This is a genomic window from Candidatus Frankia alpina, assembly GCF_902806485.1.
Lineage (GTDB): Bacteria > Actinomycetota > Actinomycetes > Frankiales > Frankiaceae > Frankia > Frankia alpina.
Map to the genome: position 1 here is coordinate 1 of NZ_CADCWT010000126.1, position 14004 is coordinate 14004.

General features: G+C 71.9%; 15 protein-coding genes and 1 pseudogene. 11 read left to right on the plus strand and 5 right to left on the minus strand.

Annotation, left to right across the window (positions count from 1 at the left end; genetic code table 11):
- Nucleotides 1–89: 89 nt before the first annotated feature.
- A pseudogene (locus tag G6R25_RS14310) lies at nucleotides 90–443 on the plus strand (ATP-binding protein); the annotation flags it as partial.
- A 64-nt stretch (nucleotides 444–507) separates the two neighbouring features.
- On the plus strand, nucleotides 508–1218 hold the full coding sequence (gene purQ, locus G6R25_RS14315) for a phosphoribosylformylglycinamidine synthase subunit PurQ (RefSeq protein WP_163553363.1): 711 nt from the start codon (nucleotides 508–510) through the stop codon (nucleotides 1216–1218).
- On the opposite strand, the gene G6R25_RS14320 is transcribed toward purQ, so the two are convergent.
- Nucleotides 1205–1438, minus strand: a complete 234-nt coding sequence (locus G6R25_RS14320) for an ATP-binding cassette domain-containing protein (protein ID WP_473246902.1) — start codon at nucleotides 1436–1438, stop codon at nucleotides 1205–1207. The two genes, purQ and G6R25_RS14320, sit on opposite strands and share 14 nt — an antisense overlap.
- Between G6R25_RS14320 and G6R25_RS14325 the strand changes: the two genes are divergently transcribed.
- Nucleotides 1437–2045 carry an ABC transporter permease gene (locus G6R25_RS14325; protein ID WP_163553364.1) on the plus strand — a complete coding sequence of 203 codons (609 nt, stop codon included), beginning with the start codon at nucleotides 1437–1439 and terminating at the stop codon, nucleotides 2043–2045. The genes G6R25_RS14320 and G6R25_RS14325 overlap by 2 nt on opposite strands.
- A 681-nt stretch (nucleotides 2046–2726) precedes the next feature.
- Here G6R25_RS14325 and G6R25_RS14330 read toward each other — a convergent pair.
- Together G6R25_RS14330 and G6R25_RS14335 are read right to left on the minus strand one after the other, a co-directional pair.
- Nucleotides 2727–2981 carry a Txe/YoeB family addiction module toxin gene (locus tag G6R25_RS14330; protein ID WP_136446774.1) on the minus strand — a complete coding sequence of 85 codons (255 nt, stop codon included), beginning with the start codon at nucleotides 2979–2981 and terminating at the stop codon, nucleotides 2727–2729.
- Nucleotides 2978–3220, minus strand: coding sequence for a type II toxin-antitoxin system Phd/YefM family antitoxin (locus G6R25_RS14335; protein WP_235825645.1), 243 nt, complete (start codon nucleotides 3218–3220; stop codon nucleotides 2978–2980). Before G6R25_RS14335 ends, G6R25_RS14330 begins: the two co-directional genes overlap by 4 nt.
- Nucleotides 3221–4191: 971 nt before the next feature.
- Here G6R25_RS14335 and G6R25_RS14340 point away from each other — a divergent pair.
- On the plus strand, nucleotides 4192–4452 hold the full coding sequence (locus G6R25_RS14340) for a glycine betaine ABC transporter substrate-binding protein (RefSeq protein ID WP_268904146.1): 261 nt from the start codon (nucleotides 4192–4194) through the stop codon (nucleotides 4450–4452).
- Between the two features lie 128 nt (nucleotides 4453–4580).
- Nucleotides 4581–6893: a phosphoribosylformylglycinamidine synthase subunit PurL gene (gene purL, locus G6R25_RS14345; protein ID WP_163553365.1), complete on the plus strand. Its 2313-nt coding sequence runs from the start codon at nucleotides 4581–4583 to the stop codon at nucleotides 6891–6893.
- Nucleotides 6894–6963: 70 nt separating this feature from the next.
- Here purL and G6R25_RS14350 read toward each other — a convergent pair whose 3' ends face one another.
- A complete protein-coding gene (locus tag G6R25_RS14350) occupies nucleotides 6964–7983 on the minus strand; it encodes a DUF3027 domain-containing protein (RefSeq protein ID WP_235948448.1) in 1020 nt (339 codons plus the stop codon).
- 229 nt (nucleotides 7984–8212) lie between these two features.
- Between G6R25_RS14350 and G6R25_RS14355 the strand changes: the two genes are divergently transcribed.
- The 5 genes from G6R25_RS14355 to G6R25_RS14375 all read left to right on the plus strand — a co-directional run bounded on the left by G6R25_RS14355 (nucleotide 8213) and on the right by G6R25_RS14375 (nucleotide 12966).
- A complete protein-coding gene (locus tag G6R25_RS14355) occupies nucleotides 8213–9688 on the plus strand; it encodes an MFS transporter (RefSeq protein WP_163553367.1) in 1476 nt (491 codons plus the stop codon).
- A gap of 165 nt (nucleotides 9689–9853) precedes the next feature.
- Nucleotides 9854–10276 (plus strand): hypothetical protein, encoded by a 423-nt coding sequence (locus G6R25_RS14360; protein ID WP_163553368.1) that lies wholly within the window; start codon nucleotides 9854–9856, stop codon nucleotides 10274–10276.
- 271 nt (nucleotides 10277–10547) lie between these two features.
- Nucleotides 10548–11576 (plus strand): futalosine hydrolase, encoded by a 1029-nt coding sequence (gene mqnB / locus G6R25_RS14365; RefSeq protein ID WP_163553369.1) that lies wholly within the window; start codon nucleotides 10548–10550, stop codon nucleotides 11574–11576.
- A gap of 67 nt (nucleotides 11577–11643) precedes the next feature.
- Nucleotides 11644–12489, plus strand: a complete 846-nt coding sequence (locus tag G6R25_RS14370) for a 1,4-dihydroxy-6-naphtoate synthase (protein WP_163553370.1) — start codon at nucleotides 11644–11646, stop codon at nucleotides 12487–12489.
- Nucleotides 12490–12615: 126 nt separating this feature from the next.
- Nucleotides 12616–12966 carry a rhodanese-like domain-containing protein gene (locus tag G6R25_RS14375; RefSeq protein WP_136446766.1) on the plus strand — a complete coding sequence of 117 codons (351 nt, stop codon included), beginning with the start codon at nucleotides 12616–12618 and terminating at the stop codon, nucleotides 12964–12966.
- Between the two features lie 5 nt (nucleotides 12967–12971).
- Here G6R25_RS14375 and purS read toward each other — a convergent pair whose 3' ends face one another.
- Nucleotides 12972–13256 carry a phosphoribosylformylglycinamidine synthase subunit PurS gene (gene purS, locus G6R25_RS14380; protein ID WP_163553371.1) on the minus strand — a complete coding sequence of 95 codons (285 nt, stop codon included), beginning with the start codon at nucleotides 13254–13256 and terminating at the stop codon, nucleotides 12972–12974.
- Between the two features lie 165 nt (nucleotides 13257–13421).
- Between purS and G6R25_RS14385 the strand changes: the two genes are divergently transcribed.
- Nucleotides 13422–14004, plus strand: a 583-nt coding sequence (locus G6R25_RS14385; protein WP_235948449.1) for an HAD family hydrolase, incomplete at its 3' end; no start/stop codon positions are given.

Sequence of the window (14004 nt, forward strand, 5' to 3'; positions counted from 1 at the left end):
AGGAATGCGTCGACGACGTTGAGCTTGCGTTGACAGAGGCATGTGCGAATGTTCTTCTTCATGCCTAGGTTGAAGACGAATACGAGGTATCGGTGGGCGTCGACAACGAGGTCGCCGTCATCGAGGTGAGCGATCGCGGCGACGGCCTGGACACCACCCTCGAAACTTTGTTCGAATCGGAACGGGTGGTGCGCCCGAGCCTGGACGGTATCGCGCCGGAGAACGTCCCGGAGCAGGGTCGGGGGATCTTCCTGATGCGGGCGCTCATGGATCACGTCCAGTTCCACCGGGTGGAGGGACCCCGGCAGGGTACCCGCGTGCACCTGGAGAAGACGCTCGACTGGGAGGAGAGCGCCCCGGGCGCACAGTTGAGCCGGGCGCGCAAGACGGCCGGGCCGTGGGGCACCACCCAGCCGCCGAAGGCCGCCGACGAACCGGTCTGACCCCGCCTCGCCCGCTACGCTGACGGCAGTGGACGGGCGAGCGGGAGCTGGGTGGGTGCCGGGCATGGATGCGGTGGGGACCGACGCGACCAGGACGACGGCCAGGATCGGAGTCGTCACCTTCCCGGGTTCACTCGACGATCGGGACGCGGCCCTCGCCGTGCGGTCCGTCGGCGCCGAGCCGGTCGCACTCTGGCACGGCGACGATGATCTCGCCGGGGTTGACGCCGTCATCCTGCCCGGCGGCTTCTCCTACGGGGACTACCTGCGCGCCGGTGCGATCGCCCGGTTTTCCCCGATGGTCGCGGCCATTGTGGTCGCGGCCGCCGACGGCGTTCCCACGCTGGGCATCTGCAACGGCTTCCAGGTGCTGTGCGAGGCCGGCCTGCTGCCGGGCGCGCTGACCCGCAACGTCGGGCTGCATTTCGTCTGCCGTGACCAGCGCCTGCGGGTCGAGACCACGGCCACGGCATGGACGCGGAACTACCAGACCGGCGAGGAGATCGTCATCCCGGTCAAGCATGGCGACGGCCGCTTCGTGGCGAGCCCCGAGGTGCTCGCCGAGCTGGCCGCGCAGGACCGGATCGTGCTGCGCTACCTCGGCGGCAACCCCAACGGCTCGGCCGACGACATCGCCGGCGTCTGCAACGCCGAGCGCACGGTCATGGGCCTCATGCCCCACCCGGAGCACGCCGTCGACGAGCTGACCGGCTCGGGCCTGGACGGGCTGCGCATGTTCACGTCGGTGCTGACCAGCCTGCTCACCCACGTCTGACCGGCCCGGCGGGCTCCTCGGACTCGGCGGGGTCGGCGGCCAGCGCCCGGGCCACGCCGACCCGCTGCTGCTGCCCGCCGGACAGCTCGTGCGGGTAGCGCCTGCCCATCGTCGCCGGGTCGAGGCCGACGAGGTCGAGCATTGCGTCCACCCGGGTAACGCTTCCCCACCCGCGCAGCGAGATCATCGGGTCGGCCGAGGTCGCCGGTTCCACGGTCATGGGCGTCGAGACCCGCTCGGACGAGTTGTCCGCGGCGCTGCGCGAGCACGTCAGCCTCACCCTGAGCGCGGTGGCGATCGGCCTGGTGATCGCGGTGCCGCTGCTCCTGCTCGCCCGGCGCTGGCGGTTCGCCGTCACCTGGATCAGCGGGCTGGCGAGCATCCTGTACACGGTGCCGTCGCTGGCGTTCTTCGCGTTGCTGCTGCCCGTCACCAGCCTGTCCACGACCACGGTGCGGATCGGGCTGGTGGCGTACACGCTGGTCATCCTCTTCCGCGGGCTGCTCGCCGGGCTCGACGCCGTATCGGCCGACGTGCACGACGCCGCCCGGGGCATGGGCTACGGCCCGCTGCGGCTGCTGATCACCGTGGAGATCCCGCTCGCGCCGCCCATGATCATGCTTGGCCTGCGCTTGGCCGCGGTGCAGGTGGTGGCGACGGCCACCATCGCGGCGCTGATCGGCGGGGGCGGGCTCGGCCGCTTCGTCGTCGACGGCCTGGCCAACAACCGCCGCCCCGAAGTGGTCGGCGGCGCGATCCTCGTCGACGGCCTCCTGCTCATGCTGGCCCGCACGGTGTCGACCACCCGGGCCCCCAGACCCCGCTGACCCACCCGGAAGCCCGCGCGCCTGCCGTGAGATCGGCTTCTACCTGCGGGAGATTGGCAAGCAGCAGCTCCGCCTGCTGGTCGGGCGCAGATCGTTCAGATGCCGCAGACCCACAAAGGACGGCGCCGTCCGCCGCTGCCGAGCAAGAATTGCACCGAAGCCACTGTCGCCGGAGACGATGGGGCCGCGTCGTCCAGGCCGGGCAGCACATCGCCCGAGGCGCCTGGCTGCTCCGTGGAGCGACCAGGCGCGCGTCGGCGACACCCGAGCGCACACGTCGGACCTGCAGGAACCGGGTAGGGAAGGCGTCCAGCGGCCGGGAACGGAGCGCCTCGACCTGGGCGTCGAGATGCCGAAACAGTGCGAAACCTGTGATGTCGATATAATCTGCCGGAATGTCCACACTATATTCGGATGATGTGGAGAGCGACACGGAGGCGTGGACGCACCACTACTAAAAGTCACGTGCTGGAGGTTGTATGTCGGCGGTTCTCTTCAATGTCGCGATCGGGATTCTTACGAGCGTCTTAAGCGGAACCGGAGTCTGGGCGTGGCAGCGCCTGGCCAACGTACGCCGACTGGCCCGCGAGATCAGCTCATCCGTCGCCGGGTCGACCTTCAGCGGAGCCTGGCGACGGGATCCGGCGGTTGTCGTGACGCTCACCTCATCCACCCGGAGCATCAGTAGTGGTACCTGCACTGGGCTATGCGGATCTCGTCATTGCTGATCTTGTAGACGAGTCGGTGCTCGTCGTTGATACGCCGCGACCAGTAGCCCTGGAAGCCGTGCTTCAGGGGCTCGGGTTTGCCGATGCCGTCGTTCCCGTTGCGGGCGATGTTCTGGATCAGCGTGTTGATGCGCCTGAGCGTCTTGCGGTCCTGGCTCTGCCACCACACGTAGTCCTGCCAGGCGTTCTCATCCCAGACGAGCTTCACTCGACGAGGTCCCGCACGACACCCCCGCCGCTCTCGAGCCGGTCGATGGCGGTCAGCAACCGGCGCGCGTTCTCCGGGCTACGAAGGAGGTAAGCCGTCTCCTTGAGCGACTGGTAGTCCTCCAAGGAGACGATCACCACCGGCTCGTGGCCGGCACGGGTGATGACAATCTCCTCCCGGTCATCCGTCACTGCCGAGAGAACTTCCGCGTACCGCGCCCGCGACTCCGAGTAGGTCATCGTCCTCACGAGACCCTCCCTATCTGTACAGAAAATTGTACGTACAGGATAGCGTACGCCTACGGGCTCGGAACCGCACCCCGCGCCCGAATCTCGATCTCGATCTCGATCTCGATCTCGACGATCATGGTGTTCCGTGGAACCGCGCCCCGCGCAGATCCCGTCTCGCGGCTCAGCCTGGCTCCGGGCAGGCCCGCTGGCACAGCGGCGGCCGGCGAAGAACGCCGATGCGGTGGTCACCTCGACCTGATGGTGTGGTCGGGCATCGTGGCGGTCGGTGTCGGGATAGGCGACAGGGAGACCCTCGAACCACCTGGTCGTAGAACCGTCGAGAAAGCTCGCGGCCGGACACGGCTCTGATTAAAAGGTTGACAAACCAGGTGCGCGTGCCGAGGCCGAGGTCTCAGGCCCACGGGGACAGTTCGGGCAGGTCCGGCGGCCGAGACCGGTCCTGGTGACGAGCCCGGCGCACGAGCGGCGTCGAACATCCATTCTCGTCACCGGTTGTCATGCTAACTAGCATGACCGGCGAGGAGGCGCCGCTCCGGGTCGGCTGCCGCTGTGTTTTCTGCGCCCAGCCAGAGGCGGGGTCAAGATCGGGATAAGCCGCAGCGGACTCGAGTCGTTTGCGTGACTGTTTGTCCACCTTGCCGCTGTTATCCGGGACTGTTCCGGTTGCGGGATCGCCCGGCGGCGGAGGAGCGTGTGCCAGACGTCCGGAAGTTGTCGGATCGGGGTGCGACGGTGTGGGCCAGCCGGGGGCCGCCGTGGCACGCACCCGACGATCAGGAAGAACAGCCGAAGGCGAACGGTGGGGTCCTCGGACGTGACTGACGCAACAGCACCAACGGCTCCGCGGCGCCGGGACGCTCCGCGGAACTGGCTGCATCACCGTCCTGCTCAACTCCAAGGTCCACGGTCCGGACGCGGCCTCGGTCTCCTCGCCGGACCTGCAGAAGTCGCTGGCCGCGCTGCGCCCGCTCGCCACGGGCCTCGATCTGACGGTGCTCGACCCGGCCGACGCGGTCGACCAGAACGCCTTCGCCGTCAGCACGTCGTTCGCCACCCAGCACAACCTCAAGACCCTGTCCGACCTGGCCGCCAGCGGCCAGACGGTGAAGATCGTCGCCGGCCCCGAGTGCGAGACCCGACCGTTCTGCCAGCCCGGTCTGGAGAAGACCTACGGCATCAAGATCAAGGAATACCTCCAGGGCAAGGGCCTGCTCAGCTGAGTCTCGCCCCGCGTACCCCGCCGCCGTCCCGCCGCTCGCGCGCCGGGATGGCGGCGGGACGGCCACCGCTGCCCCCATAGTTTCGTGCAGCGGGGCCGCGAGCTGGCCGGATCCGCGAGGATGGGGGGGTGACCGGCAACCCGACCGCCCCGGCGGCCGCCTCCAAGACCACTGGCACCGCGGCCGCCGCGGGCACCAGCACCACCGAGCAGCCGTACCGGGAGCTGGGGCTCACCGACGACGAGTACGCGCGGATCCTGGCCACCCTCGACCGCCGCCCCACCGACGCCGAGCTCGCGATGTACTCGGTGATGTGGAGCGAGCACTGCTCCTACAAGTCCTCCAAGGTGCACCTGCGGCAGTTCCGGGACACCCCGTCCACCGACCGGCTGCTCGTCGGCATGGGGGAGAACGCCGGCGTCGTCGCCGTCGGCGAGGGCCTCGCCGTCACCTTCAAGATCGAGTCGCATAACCACCCGAGCTTCGTGGAGCCCTACCAGGGGGCGGCGACCGGGGTCGGCGGCATCGTCCGCGACATCCTGACCATGGGCGCCCGGCCGATCGCGGTGCTCGACCCGCTGCGCTTCGGTGACGCCGACGCGCCCGACACGGCGCGGACGCTGCCGGGAATCGTGGCCGGCATCGGCGGCTACGGCAACTGCCTCGGCCTGCCCACGATCGGCGGGGAGGTCGTGTTCGACCCGACCTACGCCGGCAACCCGCTGGTCAACGCGCTCTGCGTCGGGGTGATGCCGGTCGGTCGGGTGCAGACCTCGGCGGCCACCGGGGTCGGCAACGCCGTGGTCCTGCTGGGCGCGAAGACCGGCCGGGACGGGATCGGCGGCGTGTCCGTGCTGGCGTCGGCGACCTTCGACGAGGGCGGCGGGCCCGCCCGGCGGCCATCCGTGCAGGTCGGCGACCCGTTCACGGAGAAAATCCTGATCGAGTCCTGCCTGGAGCTGTTCGACCGCGGGCTCGTCACCGGCATCCAGGACCTCGGCGGCGCCGGGCTGACCTGCGCGCTGACGGAGACGACCGCGGCCGGGCTCGCCACCGGCCAGCCCGGCGGCATGGACGTCGATCTGGACCTGGTGCCGCTGCGCGAGCCGTCGATGGCCGCCCACGAGGTGCTGGCCAGCGAGTCCCAGGAACGGATGCTCGCGATCGTCACCCCCGAGGCGCTTCCCGAGGTCCTCGCGCTCGCCGAGCGCTGGGGGGTGCTGGCGACCAGGATCGGCACCGTCACCGACACCGGGCGGCTGATCGTGCGCTGGCACGGCGAGGTCGTCGTCGACGTGCCGCCCGGCTCGCTCGCCGACGAGGGCCCCGTCTACGAGCGCCCGCTGCGCCGCCCCGCCGACTTCGACCTGGTCCGGGGGGACGGCCCGACGGCGGCCCGGCTGGCCCGGCCGACCACCTCGGCACAGCTTCGCCAGGCCCTGCTGCGGATGGTCGCCTCGCCCAACCTGTGCTCCCGGGCCTGGGTGACCGACCAGTACGACCGGTACGTGCAGGCGGCCACGGTTCTCGCCCAGCCGGAGGACGCAGGCGTCCTTCGGCTGTCCGAGTCGACCGGGCTCGGCATCGCGCTGGCCACCGACGGCAACGGGCGCTACGCCCGGCTCGACCCGTTCACCGGCGCGCAGCTCGCCCTCGCCGAGGCCTGCCGCAACGTCAGCGCCGCCGGGTCGGTGCCGATCGCCGTGACGAACTGCCTGAACTTCGGCTCCCCGGAGAACCCCGAGGTGATGTGGCAGTTCGCGCAGGCGTGCGCGGGCCTCGCCGAGGGCTGCCGGCGCCTGGGCCTGCCGGTCACCGGCGGCAACGTGTCGTTCTACAACCAGACGGGCGCCACCCCGATCCACCCGACGCCGGTGATCGGGGTCCTGGGCCTGTTCGACGACGTCGCCCGGCGCACCCCGATCGGGTTCACCGACGAGGGCGACGCGCTGATCCTGCTCGGCGAGACCGCCGACGAGTTCGGCGGGTCCGAGTGGGCCTGGGTGACGCACCGTCACCTCGGCGGAGCGCCGCCAGCGGTCGACTTCGCCCGGGAGAAGCTGCTCGGGGAGGTCCTCGTCGCCGGTTCCCGCGACGGCATGCTCACCGCCGCCCACGACCTGTCCGAGGGCGGGCTCGCGCAGGCCCTCATCGAGTCGTGCCTGCGCGGCGGGCGCGGCGCACGGATCGTCCTGGGTGCCGGAGCCGACCCGTTCGTCGAGCTGTTCAGCGAGTCGGCCGGGCGCGCCGTCGTCGCCGTGCCGCGCTCGGAGGAGCTGCGCTTCACCGACATGTGCACCGTCCGCGGCCTGCCCTGGCGGCGCATCGGCGTGGTCGACGGCGACGCGCTCGACGTGCAGGACGCGCTGCACGTCGGCCTCGACGAGCTGCGCGACGCCCACGAGGGCACCCTGCCCGCCCTGTTCGGCCGCACCGCCTGAGCTCGCGATCCGGGCGATGCCGGCGGTCCAGGCGGGACGGGGCCCCGGCCCAGGTGGTGCGGGCCTGCGGTCAGGAGTGGCCGTAGGGCTCGGGGTCGGCGGCGTCCGCGGCCCGCTCCCCCGGCTCGGCGTCAGCCACCGAGCCGGGGCTGTGGGCGGCGACGCCGATCAGCTCGACATCCGTCGGTTCCAGATCGGAGGGGTCCTCGTCGAAGACGATCGACTCCGGGTGCGCCGACGGCGCCACCAGCGCCTCGGAGTGCGCGCCGCAGCCGTGATCGATGGCGGTGGCCCGGCCGTCGTCGGGGGCCAGCTCGTTGGCGCAGACGCCGAACATCCGGCCGAGCGAGCCCGCGAGCCGAACGTGGAAACCGCAGGTCAGGCACGAGGCAGGGGCGACTTTGGCAATCGAGGCGTCCGGCCCGGCGTCGCCGGCATACCAGCGCTTGACTGCCTCCTCCCGCCCGGTGACGGACAGCACCCGGGCCCGGCCGAGACCGAGCTCGAAGTAGTCGTCGGTGTCGACGAGCTCCTCGACATCCTCCGCGCGCAGCGCGAGCCGCGGATCGTCGATCGCCGTGGGCAGCAGGTCGCCGACGCCGACATCGCCCGGCCGCAGCCGCTCCGACCACGGCACCCACGGCGGCGCCAGCATCGCCCCGTCCCCCGGCATCAGCACCACGTCGTCGACCGTGACCTTGCGCACTCGGGAGGCGCGGGTCACGACGACCGTCCAGGCCCAGCCCGGGTAGGCGGGCGAGGCGCAGGCGAATCGGTGCAGCACGATCCGGTCGCCCTCGGCCTCGATGCCGAGGTGCTCGCCGACCTCGCTCTCGCTGTCCGCCTGCTCGACCGCGGCCGCGCGGGCCACGTCCACGGCGGCCGCGCACACCGCGTCGACCGCTGGCTCCCGCGACGCCCGGACCGCCCTGCCCCGCGCGGCCGACACCGCCGGATCCGCCGGATCCGCGACCGACTCGGTGGTGAGGCTCACGTCGGGCGGCGGCGCCGCGGTGGGGGGGGCGGACGACGCCCGAGGGCGAGTCCGCGAGGTCGGCGCGTCGGCGCCCGTCGCCGGAACCGTTGTCACGTTTGGGACCTCCGCGCTGCCCTGGGCCGTTGCATCGGCCGTGAGCTCCGAACCGGCCGCCTCCGCAGCGTCCGGTACCGAATCCGCACCGAGGGTAACGGATGAATCCGGCGGCTCGGTCGTGGTGGAACGGACCTCGAGAGCATCCACGCAACGTATTCTCACCCACGGACACTCGGACCGCCCGACGTGGTCGTAGGAGCGCAGGCCAGGGACGAGGACACTTGGCATGGTGAACCTGGGCAGCACGGTCGCGAACAACCTGCGAAGGCTGCGGACGAGCGTGCGCGGGGACGGCGCCGAGCGGACCGGACTGTCCGCCCTCACCGAACTGTCCTTCGTCAACGCCGCGGGCGACGCGCTGGTGACCGTCGCGCTGGCCGGGTCGTTGTTCTTCTCGGTGCCCTCCGGCGAGGCCCGGTCGAAGGTCGCCCTGTACCTGCTCATCACCATGGTGCCCTTCGCTCTGTTGGCACCGGTGATCGGGCCGTTGCTTGACCGGGTCGCCCACGGCCGGCGCACCGCGCTCGCCGCCATCTGCCTGGGCCGCGGCCTGCTGGCCTGGCAGCTCGCCGGGGCGCTGCACGGGCTGGCCGTCTACCCGCTCGCCCTCGGCCTGCTCGTGCTCTCCCGCGGCTTCGGGGTGGCGCGCAGCGCGGTCATCCCCCGCGTCGCCCCGGCCGAGCTCACCCTCGTCAAAGTCAACTCGCGGATCTCGCTGGTCAACATCGTCGTCGGTGCCATCGTGGCGCCGGTCGGGCTGGGCATCGCACACATCCCGTTCGTCGGCTATCCGTGGGTGCTGCGGATCTGCGCGATCGTCTACATGGCCGGCGTCCTGCTGGCCTTCAACCTTCCCAGGCACGTCGACTCGGCGGCCGGCGAGCTGCCGCTGCGCGCCCCGGTCGCGCCCGGCGCCGGGCGCCCCGGGCTCGGGACGCGGCTGCGGGCGTTCCTCGGCGCACTGCCGGTGGCCCTGCGCGCCACGGCAGTCCTGCGCGGCCTGGTCGGCTTTCTCACCTTCTATCTCACCTTCCTGCTGCGGACCAACGGCGGCAACAACCTGTGGCTGGGCGGCCTGGCCGTGGCCGCCGGCGTCGGCAGCGGGCTCGGCGTGTTCATCGGCGGCCGGCTCGGCCGGCGGCGGCCGGAGGGCATCATCAAGCTCGCCCTGGTGCTGGCGGCCGGAGGATGTCTCGGCGCCGCCGTCACCTACACCAGGTTCACCTCGCTCGTCGCGGCGCTGCTGGCCACCATGGCCGGTTCGATGGGCAAGCTGGCGCTCGACGCCGTCGTCCAGCGCGACATCCCGGAGGCGACGCGCAACTCCGCGTTTGCCCGCTCCGAGACCGCGCTCCAGCTCACCTGGGTGGTCGGTGGTGCCTTCGGGCTCATCGAGATGTCCGGAACGGTCGGCTTCGCGGTGGCCGCCGCCGTCGTCTGCGCCACGCTGTTCGTCCAGGCCGGCGCGCTACGCCGCTCGCGCCTGGCGGCTCTGGACCGGCTGCAGGTCGCCGACCTCCCGCCGCAGGGTGCCCCGCCCCAGGCACCACAGCCGGACCCGGCGGCGATGGTCTCCGCGCCGGTGCCGCCCGTCGCCCCCTGGCGGGATGCGCAGACACCCATCCCGGCCACGTTGGAGGACCCCACCTGCCCGGACGCGCCGCGGCAGCGCCGGGGGCTGGGCCGCCGGCGACGGGCCTGACCGTGCCGGCCTGACCGAACTCCAGGACCTGACCGACCCGCCGGCGCCGAGGTGGCATCGCTCACGACGCCGCCTTCCCGGCACCCACGAACGCCACGAGCCGGGACGCCGCGCCTGCCGCAGCGATAGCCTCCGATCGTGCGCACGTCAACGCGGTCCCGTCGGGTGCCGTTCCCGCGGCTCGCGGCGATCACCACTGCGATCGCCGCGGTCGGTTTCGGGGTAGCCAGCTGTGACCGCCCGACCCCGCTGGTGACGATGGAGTCGGGCGGGGACTTCGTGAAGACGAACGCGGCCCAGTACCTGCGGGACGGCGCCCTCATCGAGCGGTCGGTCTCCGCGCCGCAGCTCGATGCCAGGCCCGGGAGCAGCCTCAACATCGACGTCCCGACCTCGGTCGCCGATCGCGGCTACTTCCTCTCGGTCAACAACCAGCGGATCACCGAGACGATCACCGACACCCACTACCGCTACCTGCTTCCCAACGTCCAGGGGACGGTGAACCTCGTGGTCTTCGCCGCGCCCACCGGCACGAAGTCGACCACGGCCTCGGGGAGCTGGCCGTTCGTAGTCTCGATCAAGCCCTGATCTCCATCCCGCCGCGCCGCCCGCCCATGGCGGCGGCCCGACCGGCGACCGTCGGGGCCGAAGCGGGGGACGTACCATCCCGGGTGCCCCCGTTGACACCGCCAGAGCCCCCGGCATGCGCGCAGCGTGCCCTTGGCCGCCGTCGGAACCACGCAGCGTCGCCCGTGATGCTATGGTCCGGCAACAAGTCCGATTTGCACCACATCGAAAATCCCGTGCCGTTACATCGCTGTCCGGCCCGGTGGCATTCGAGTAGATCGACCGACAGCGCATGACGGCAGACGAGGACATTCCAGATCATGATCCGGACCTGGTCGTGAGCCGCACCCTGATCGTCACCGCGGTGACAGCCGAGGCAGACGCGGTGTGCGCAGGGCTGATGGGTAGCTGGTCGCGCGGCCGGACGAGGTTGCCGGCCGGGCCGGGCAACCTGGTGTCTCCCGACTGGGATCGCCAGCTGCTCACCACATCGACGTTGGGCCCCTATGTCGGCCGTCGGCGTGGCCCGGTCACCGTCCTCGCGGCGGGCACCGGCGGTCCGGCCGCCGCCGCCGGCACCGCGACGGCCCTGGCGGTCGCGAGCGCCGCCGGGCAGCCGTTCGATCTCGTGGTGACCATGGGCGTCGCGGGCGGGTTCCGCGGCTGGGCGGAGATCGGCGACATCGTCGTCGCCGATCGGATGGTCGCGGCGGATCTGGGCGCCGAGTCCGGTCTCGACGAGGAGCCCCCGTCTGCGTCGATCGGCCGGATCAGCGAGATGGACCGCAACCTCGGCTTCCACGCGGCCGGTGCGCCGACCCATCGCAGCCCCGACAGGCGCGCCCCGACCGGCGGCGGGGCGTTCCTCACCCTGGACGACCTCGGTCTCGGCTCGTCCACCGTGCGTCCCGATCCGGAGCTGGTGTCGCGGCTGCACGCCGTGCTCGACGCCACCGGCCGGCGGATCGTCACAGGTACCGTGGTCAGCGTGTCGACCGTGACGGGCACGGAGCGCCGGGCCAGTACTCTCACCGAGCGGCTCGACCCGGTGGCCGAGGCGATGGAGGGTTACGCCGTCGCCCTGGCCGCGCGATCCTTCGGCATCCCCGCCGCTGAGATCCGCGCCATCAGTAACCCGGTCAGCCGCCGGGACCGCGCCGCCTGGAACCTGCCGGCCGCGCTGGCCAGCCTGCGCACGGCCGCTGCGGCACTGGTCGCGCACCCCGACGGCCTGGCCGCCGCCGAAGCGCTGCCCGTGGCCGGCGGCGAGGCGGCTTCGGCGGGCTCCGGCCCGCAGCACGGCAGCAACGGCACGCACTGAGCTCGGACGAATGGCGGGGCTCCCACCGACGAGCGGGAGGACACCGGATGAGCAGGAGGACACCGGGATGAGCGAGCGCCGGACGGTCACGACACGCGGTGACCAGCCGCTGTCCCTGGCCATCTCCCCGTGCCCCAACGACACGTTCGCCTTCCATGCCCTGGCGCACGGCCTGGTGCCAGACGCGCCCGCGGTGACGGTGACGTTCGCCGACATCGACGTGCTGAACACTCGGGCGGCCGGGCGGCGTGACGATCTGGTCAAGGTGTCCTACGGCGCCCTGCCGTGGCTGCTCACCGACTACCAGCTGCTGACCTCCGGCGGCGCGCTGGGACGCGGCTGCGGCCCGCTGGTGCTCACCGCCGGCCGCACCGACCTGCGTGGCGCGCGAGTCGCGATCCCCGGCACCCGAACTACCGCCTATCTGCTGTTCCGGCTGTGGGCCGCCGATCGTGGCGTGGCGAGCATCGACGTGGTGCCATTCGAAAAGATCATGCCGGTGGTGCAGGAGGGTCGGTACGACGCGGGGCTGGTCATCCACGAGTCCCGGTTCACCTACCCGTCGTATGGGCTGACGGCGCTCGCCGACCTCGGCGACTGGTGGGAGGAGCAGACCTCGCTGCCGATCCCGCTCGGCGCGATCCTCGCCCGCCGCGAGCTGGACGGCGCCGCGCTGTCCGCCGCGGTGCGGGCCAGCGTCGCCGCCGCGTTCGCCGAACCGTCGGCGAGCGCCGACTACGTCCTCGCCCACTCCCAGGAGATGGCGCCGGACGTCGTCGACGCCCACATCAAGCTGTACGTCAACGAGTTCAGCCTCGATCTCGGCGACGAGGGGTTCGCCGCCATCGAGACGCTGCTCGCCCGCGCCGCCGACGCGGAGCTCTTGCCGAGACTCAGCCAGCCGCTGCGCTGAATTGCGCCGCCGGGCTCGCCGCCGGCGCCCTCAAGGCCGAGAGGAAGGCCAACCTTTCGGTGCACGGAAAGGGCTCGCTGATCGCCGGCTGCCCCGACTGCTGAAGTAGGTGGCAGGATGGACTACGTGAGTTCTGATCAGATCCCGGCTGTCAGCGTCGCCGACCTGCCCGCCGACCTGTCCGTGGACGGTGCCCCGCTGCTCGTGGACGTCCGGGAGCCCGACGAGTGGTCCGCCGGGCACATCGTCGACGCCCTGCACATCCCGATGGGTGAGCTCGTCGCCCGGCTCGGCGAGGTGCCCCGCGGGCACGATGTGGTGGTCGTGTGCCGCTCCGGCGGGCGCTCCGCCGCGGTCACGGGCTACCTCGCCCAGGGCGGCTGGCAGGTCCGCAACCTCACCGACGGAATGCTCGCCTGGCAGGCCCACGGGCGGCCCATGGTGAGCGAAAGCGGCGCCTCGCCCCGAGTCCTCTAGACGGCTCAGCTCGCGGTGCTCGCGCTGGGCTCGGCCGACGCGTCCTCGACCCGCACCACATAGTCCTCGATGACCGGGTTGGCCAGCAGGGTCGATGCCAGATGCTCGACCCGCGCCAGCACCGCGCCGTCCAACGCCACCCCGTCCGCCAGCTCCAGCTCGAAGCGCTTGCCCTGGCGGACGCCGACGATCCCGCTCACCCCGAGGCGTGGCAGCGCGTTGACCACCGCCTGCCCCTGCGGGTCGAGGATCTCCGGCTTGAGCATCACATCCACCACAACCCTGGTCACACCCGCGGACACTACCGGCCCGGCGGCCCCATCGGGCGGTGATTGCGCTCCATGCAGCCCGCAGCCCGCAGCCCGCGCCGGTGGCCAACGCCGACGATTCGTCCGGCTGGTCCGTCGGGTTCGGCCTAAGCTCGGTTGGTGCCGTCCTGGAAGGCCTCAGCCCCGGTGGTCGGTTTCGACCTCGATCTGACCCTGCTGGACGCCCGCGCCGGCATCCGCGCGACCTTCACCGCCCTGGCCGGCGAGACCGGTGTGACCGTCGACGCCGATCTGGTCGTCTCCCGGCTCGGACCGCCGTTGGAGAACGAGCTCGCCCACTGGTTCCCCGCCGCGGACGTCCCCGCCGTCGCCACCCGCTACCGGGAGTTGTACGCGGTGCACGCGGTTCCCGCGTCGAGGCCGATGCCGGACGCGAGCGCCGCGGTGGAGGCGGTGCGCCGGCTCGCCGGTCGCGTCGTCGTCGTCACCGCCAAGAGCACCGCGCTCGCCGAGGCGAGCCTGGAACGCATCGGCATCGCCGCCGACGCCGTCGAGGGCGCGCTGTTCGCGCGGACGAAGGGTGCCGCGCTGCGCACCCATCAGGTGGACATCTTTGTCGGGGATCACGTGGGCGACATGATCGGCGCTCGGGAAGGCGGCGCGCTCGCGGTGGGCGTGGCCACGGGCCCCTGCTCGGCGGGCGAGCTGCATACCGCCGGCGCGGACGTCCAGCAGGGTCAGATCGAGGTCGAAACCGACCACCGGGGCT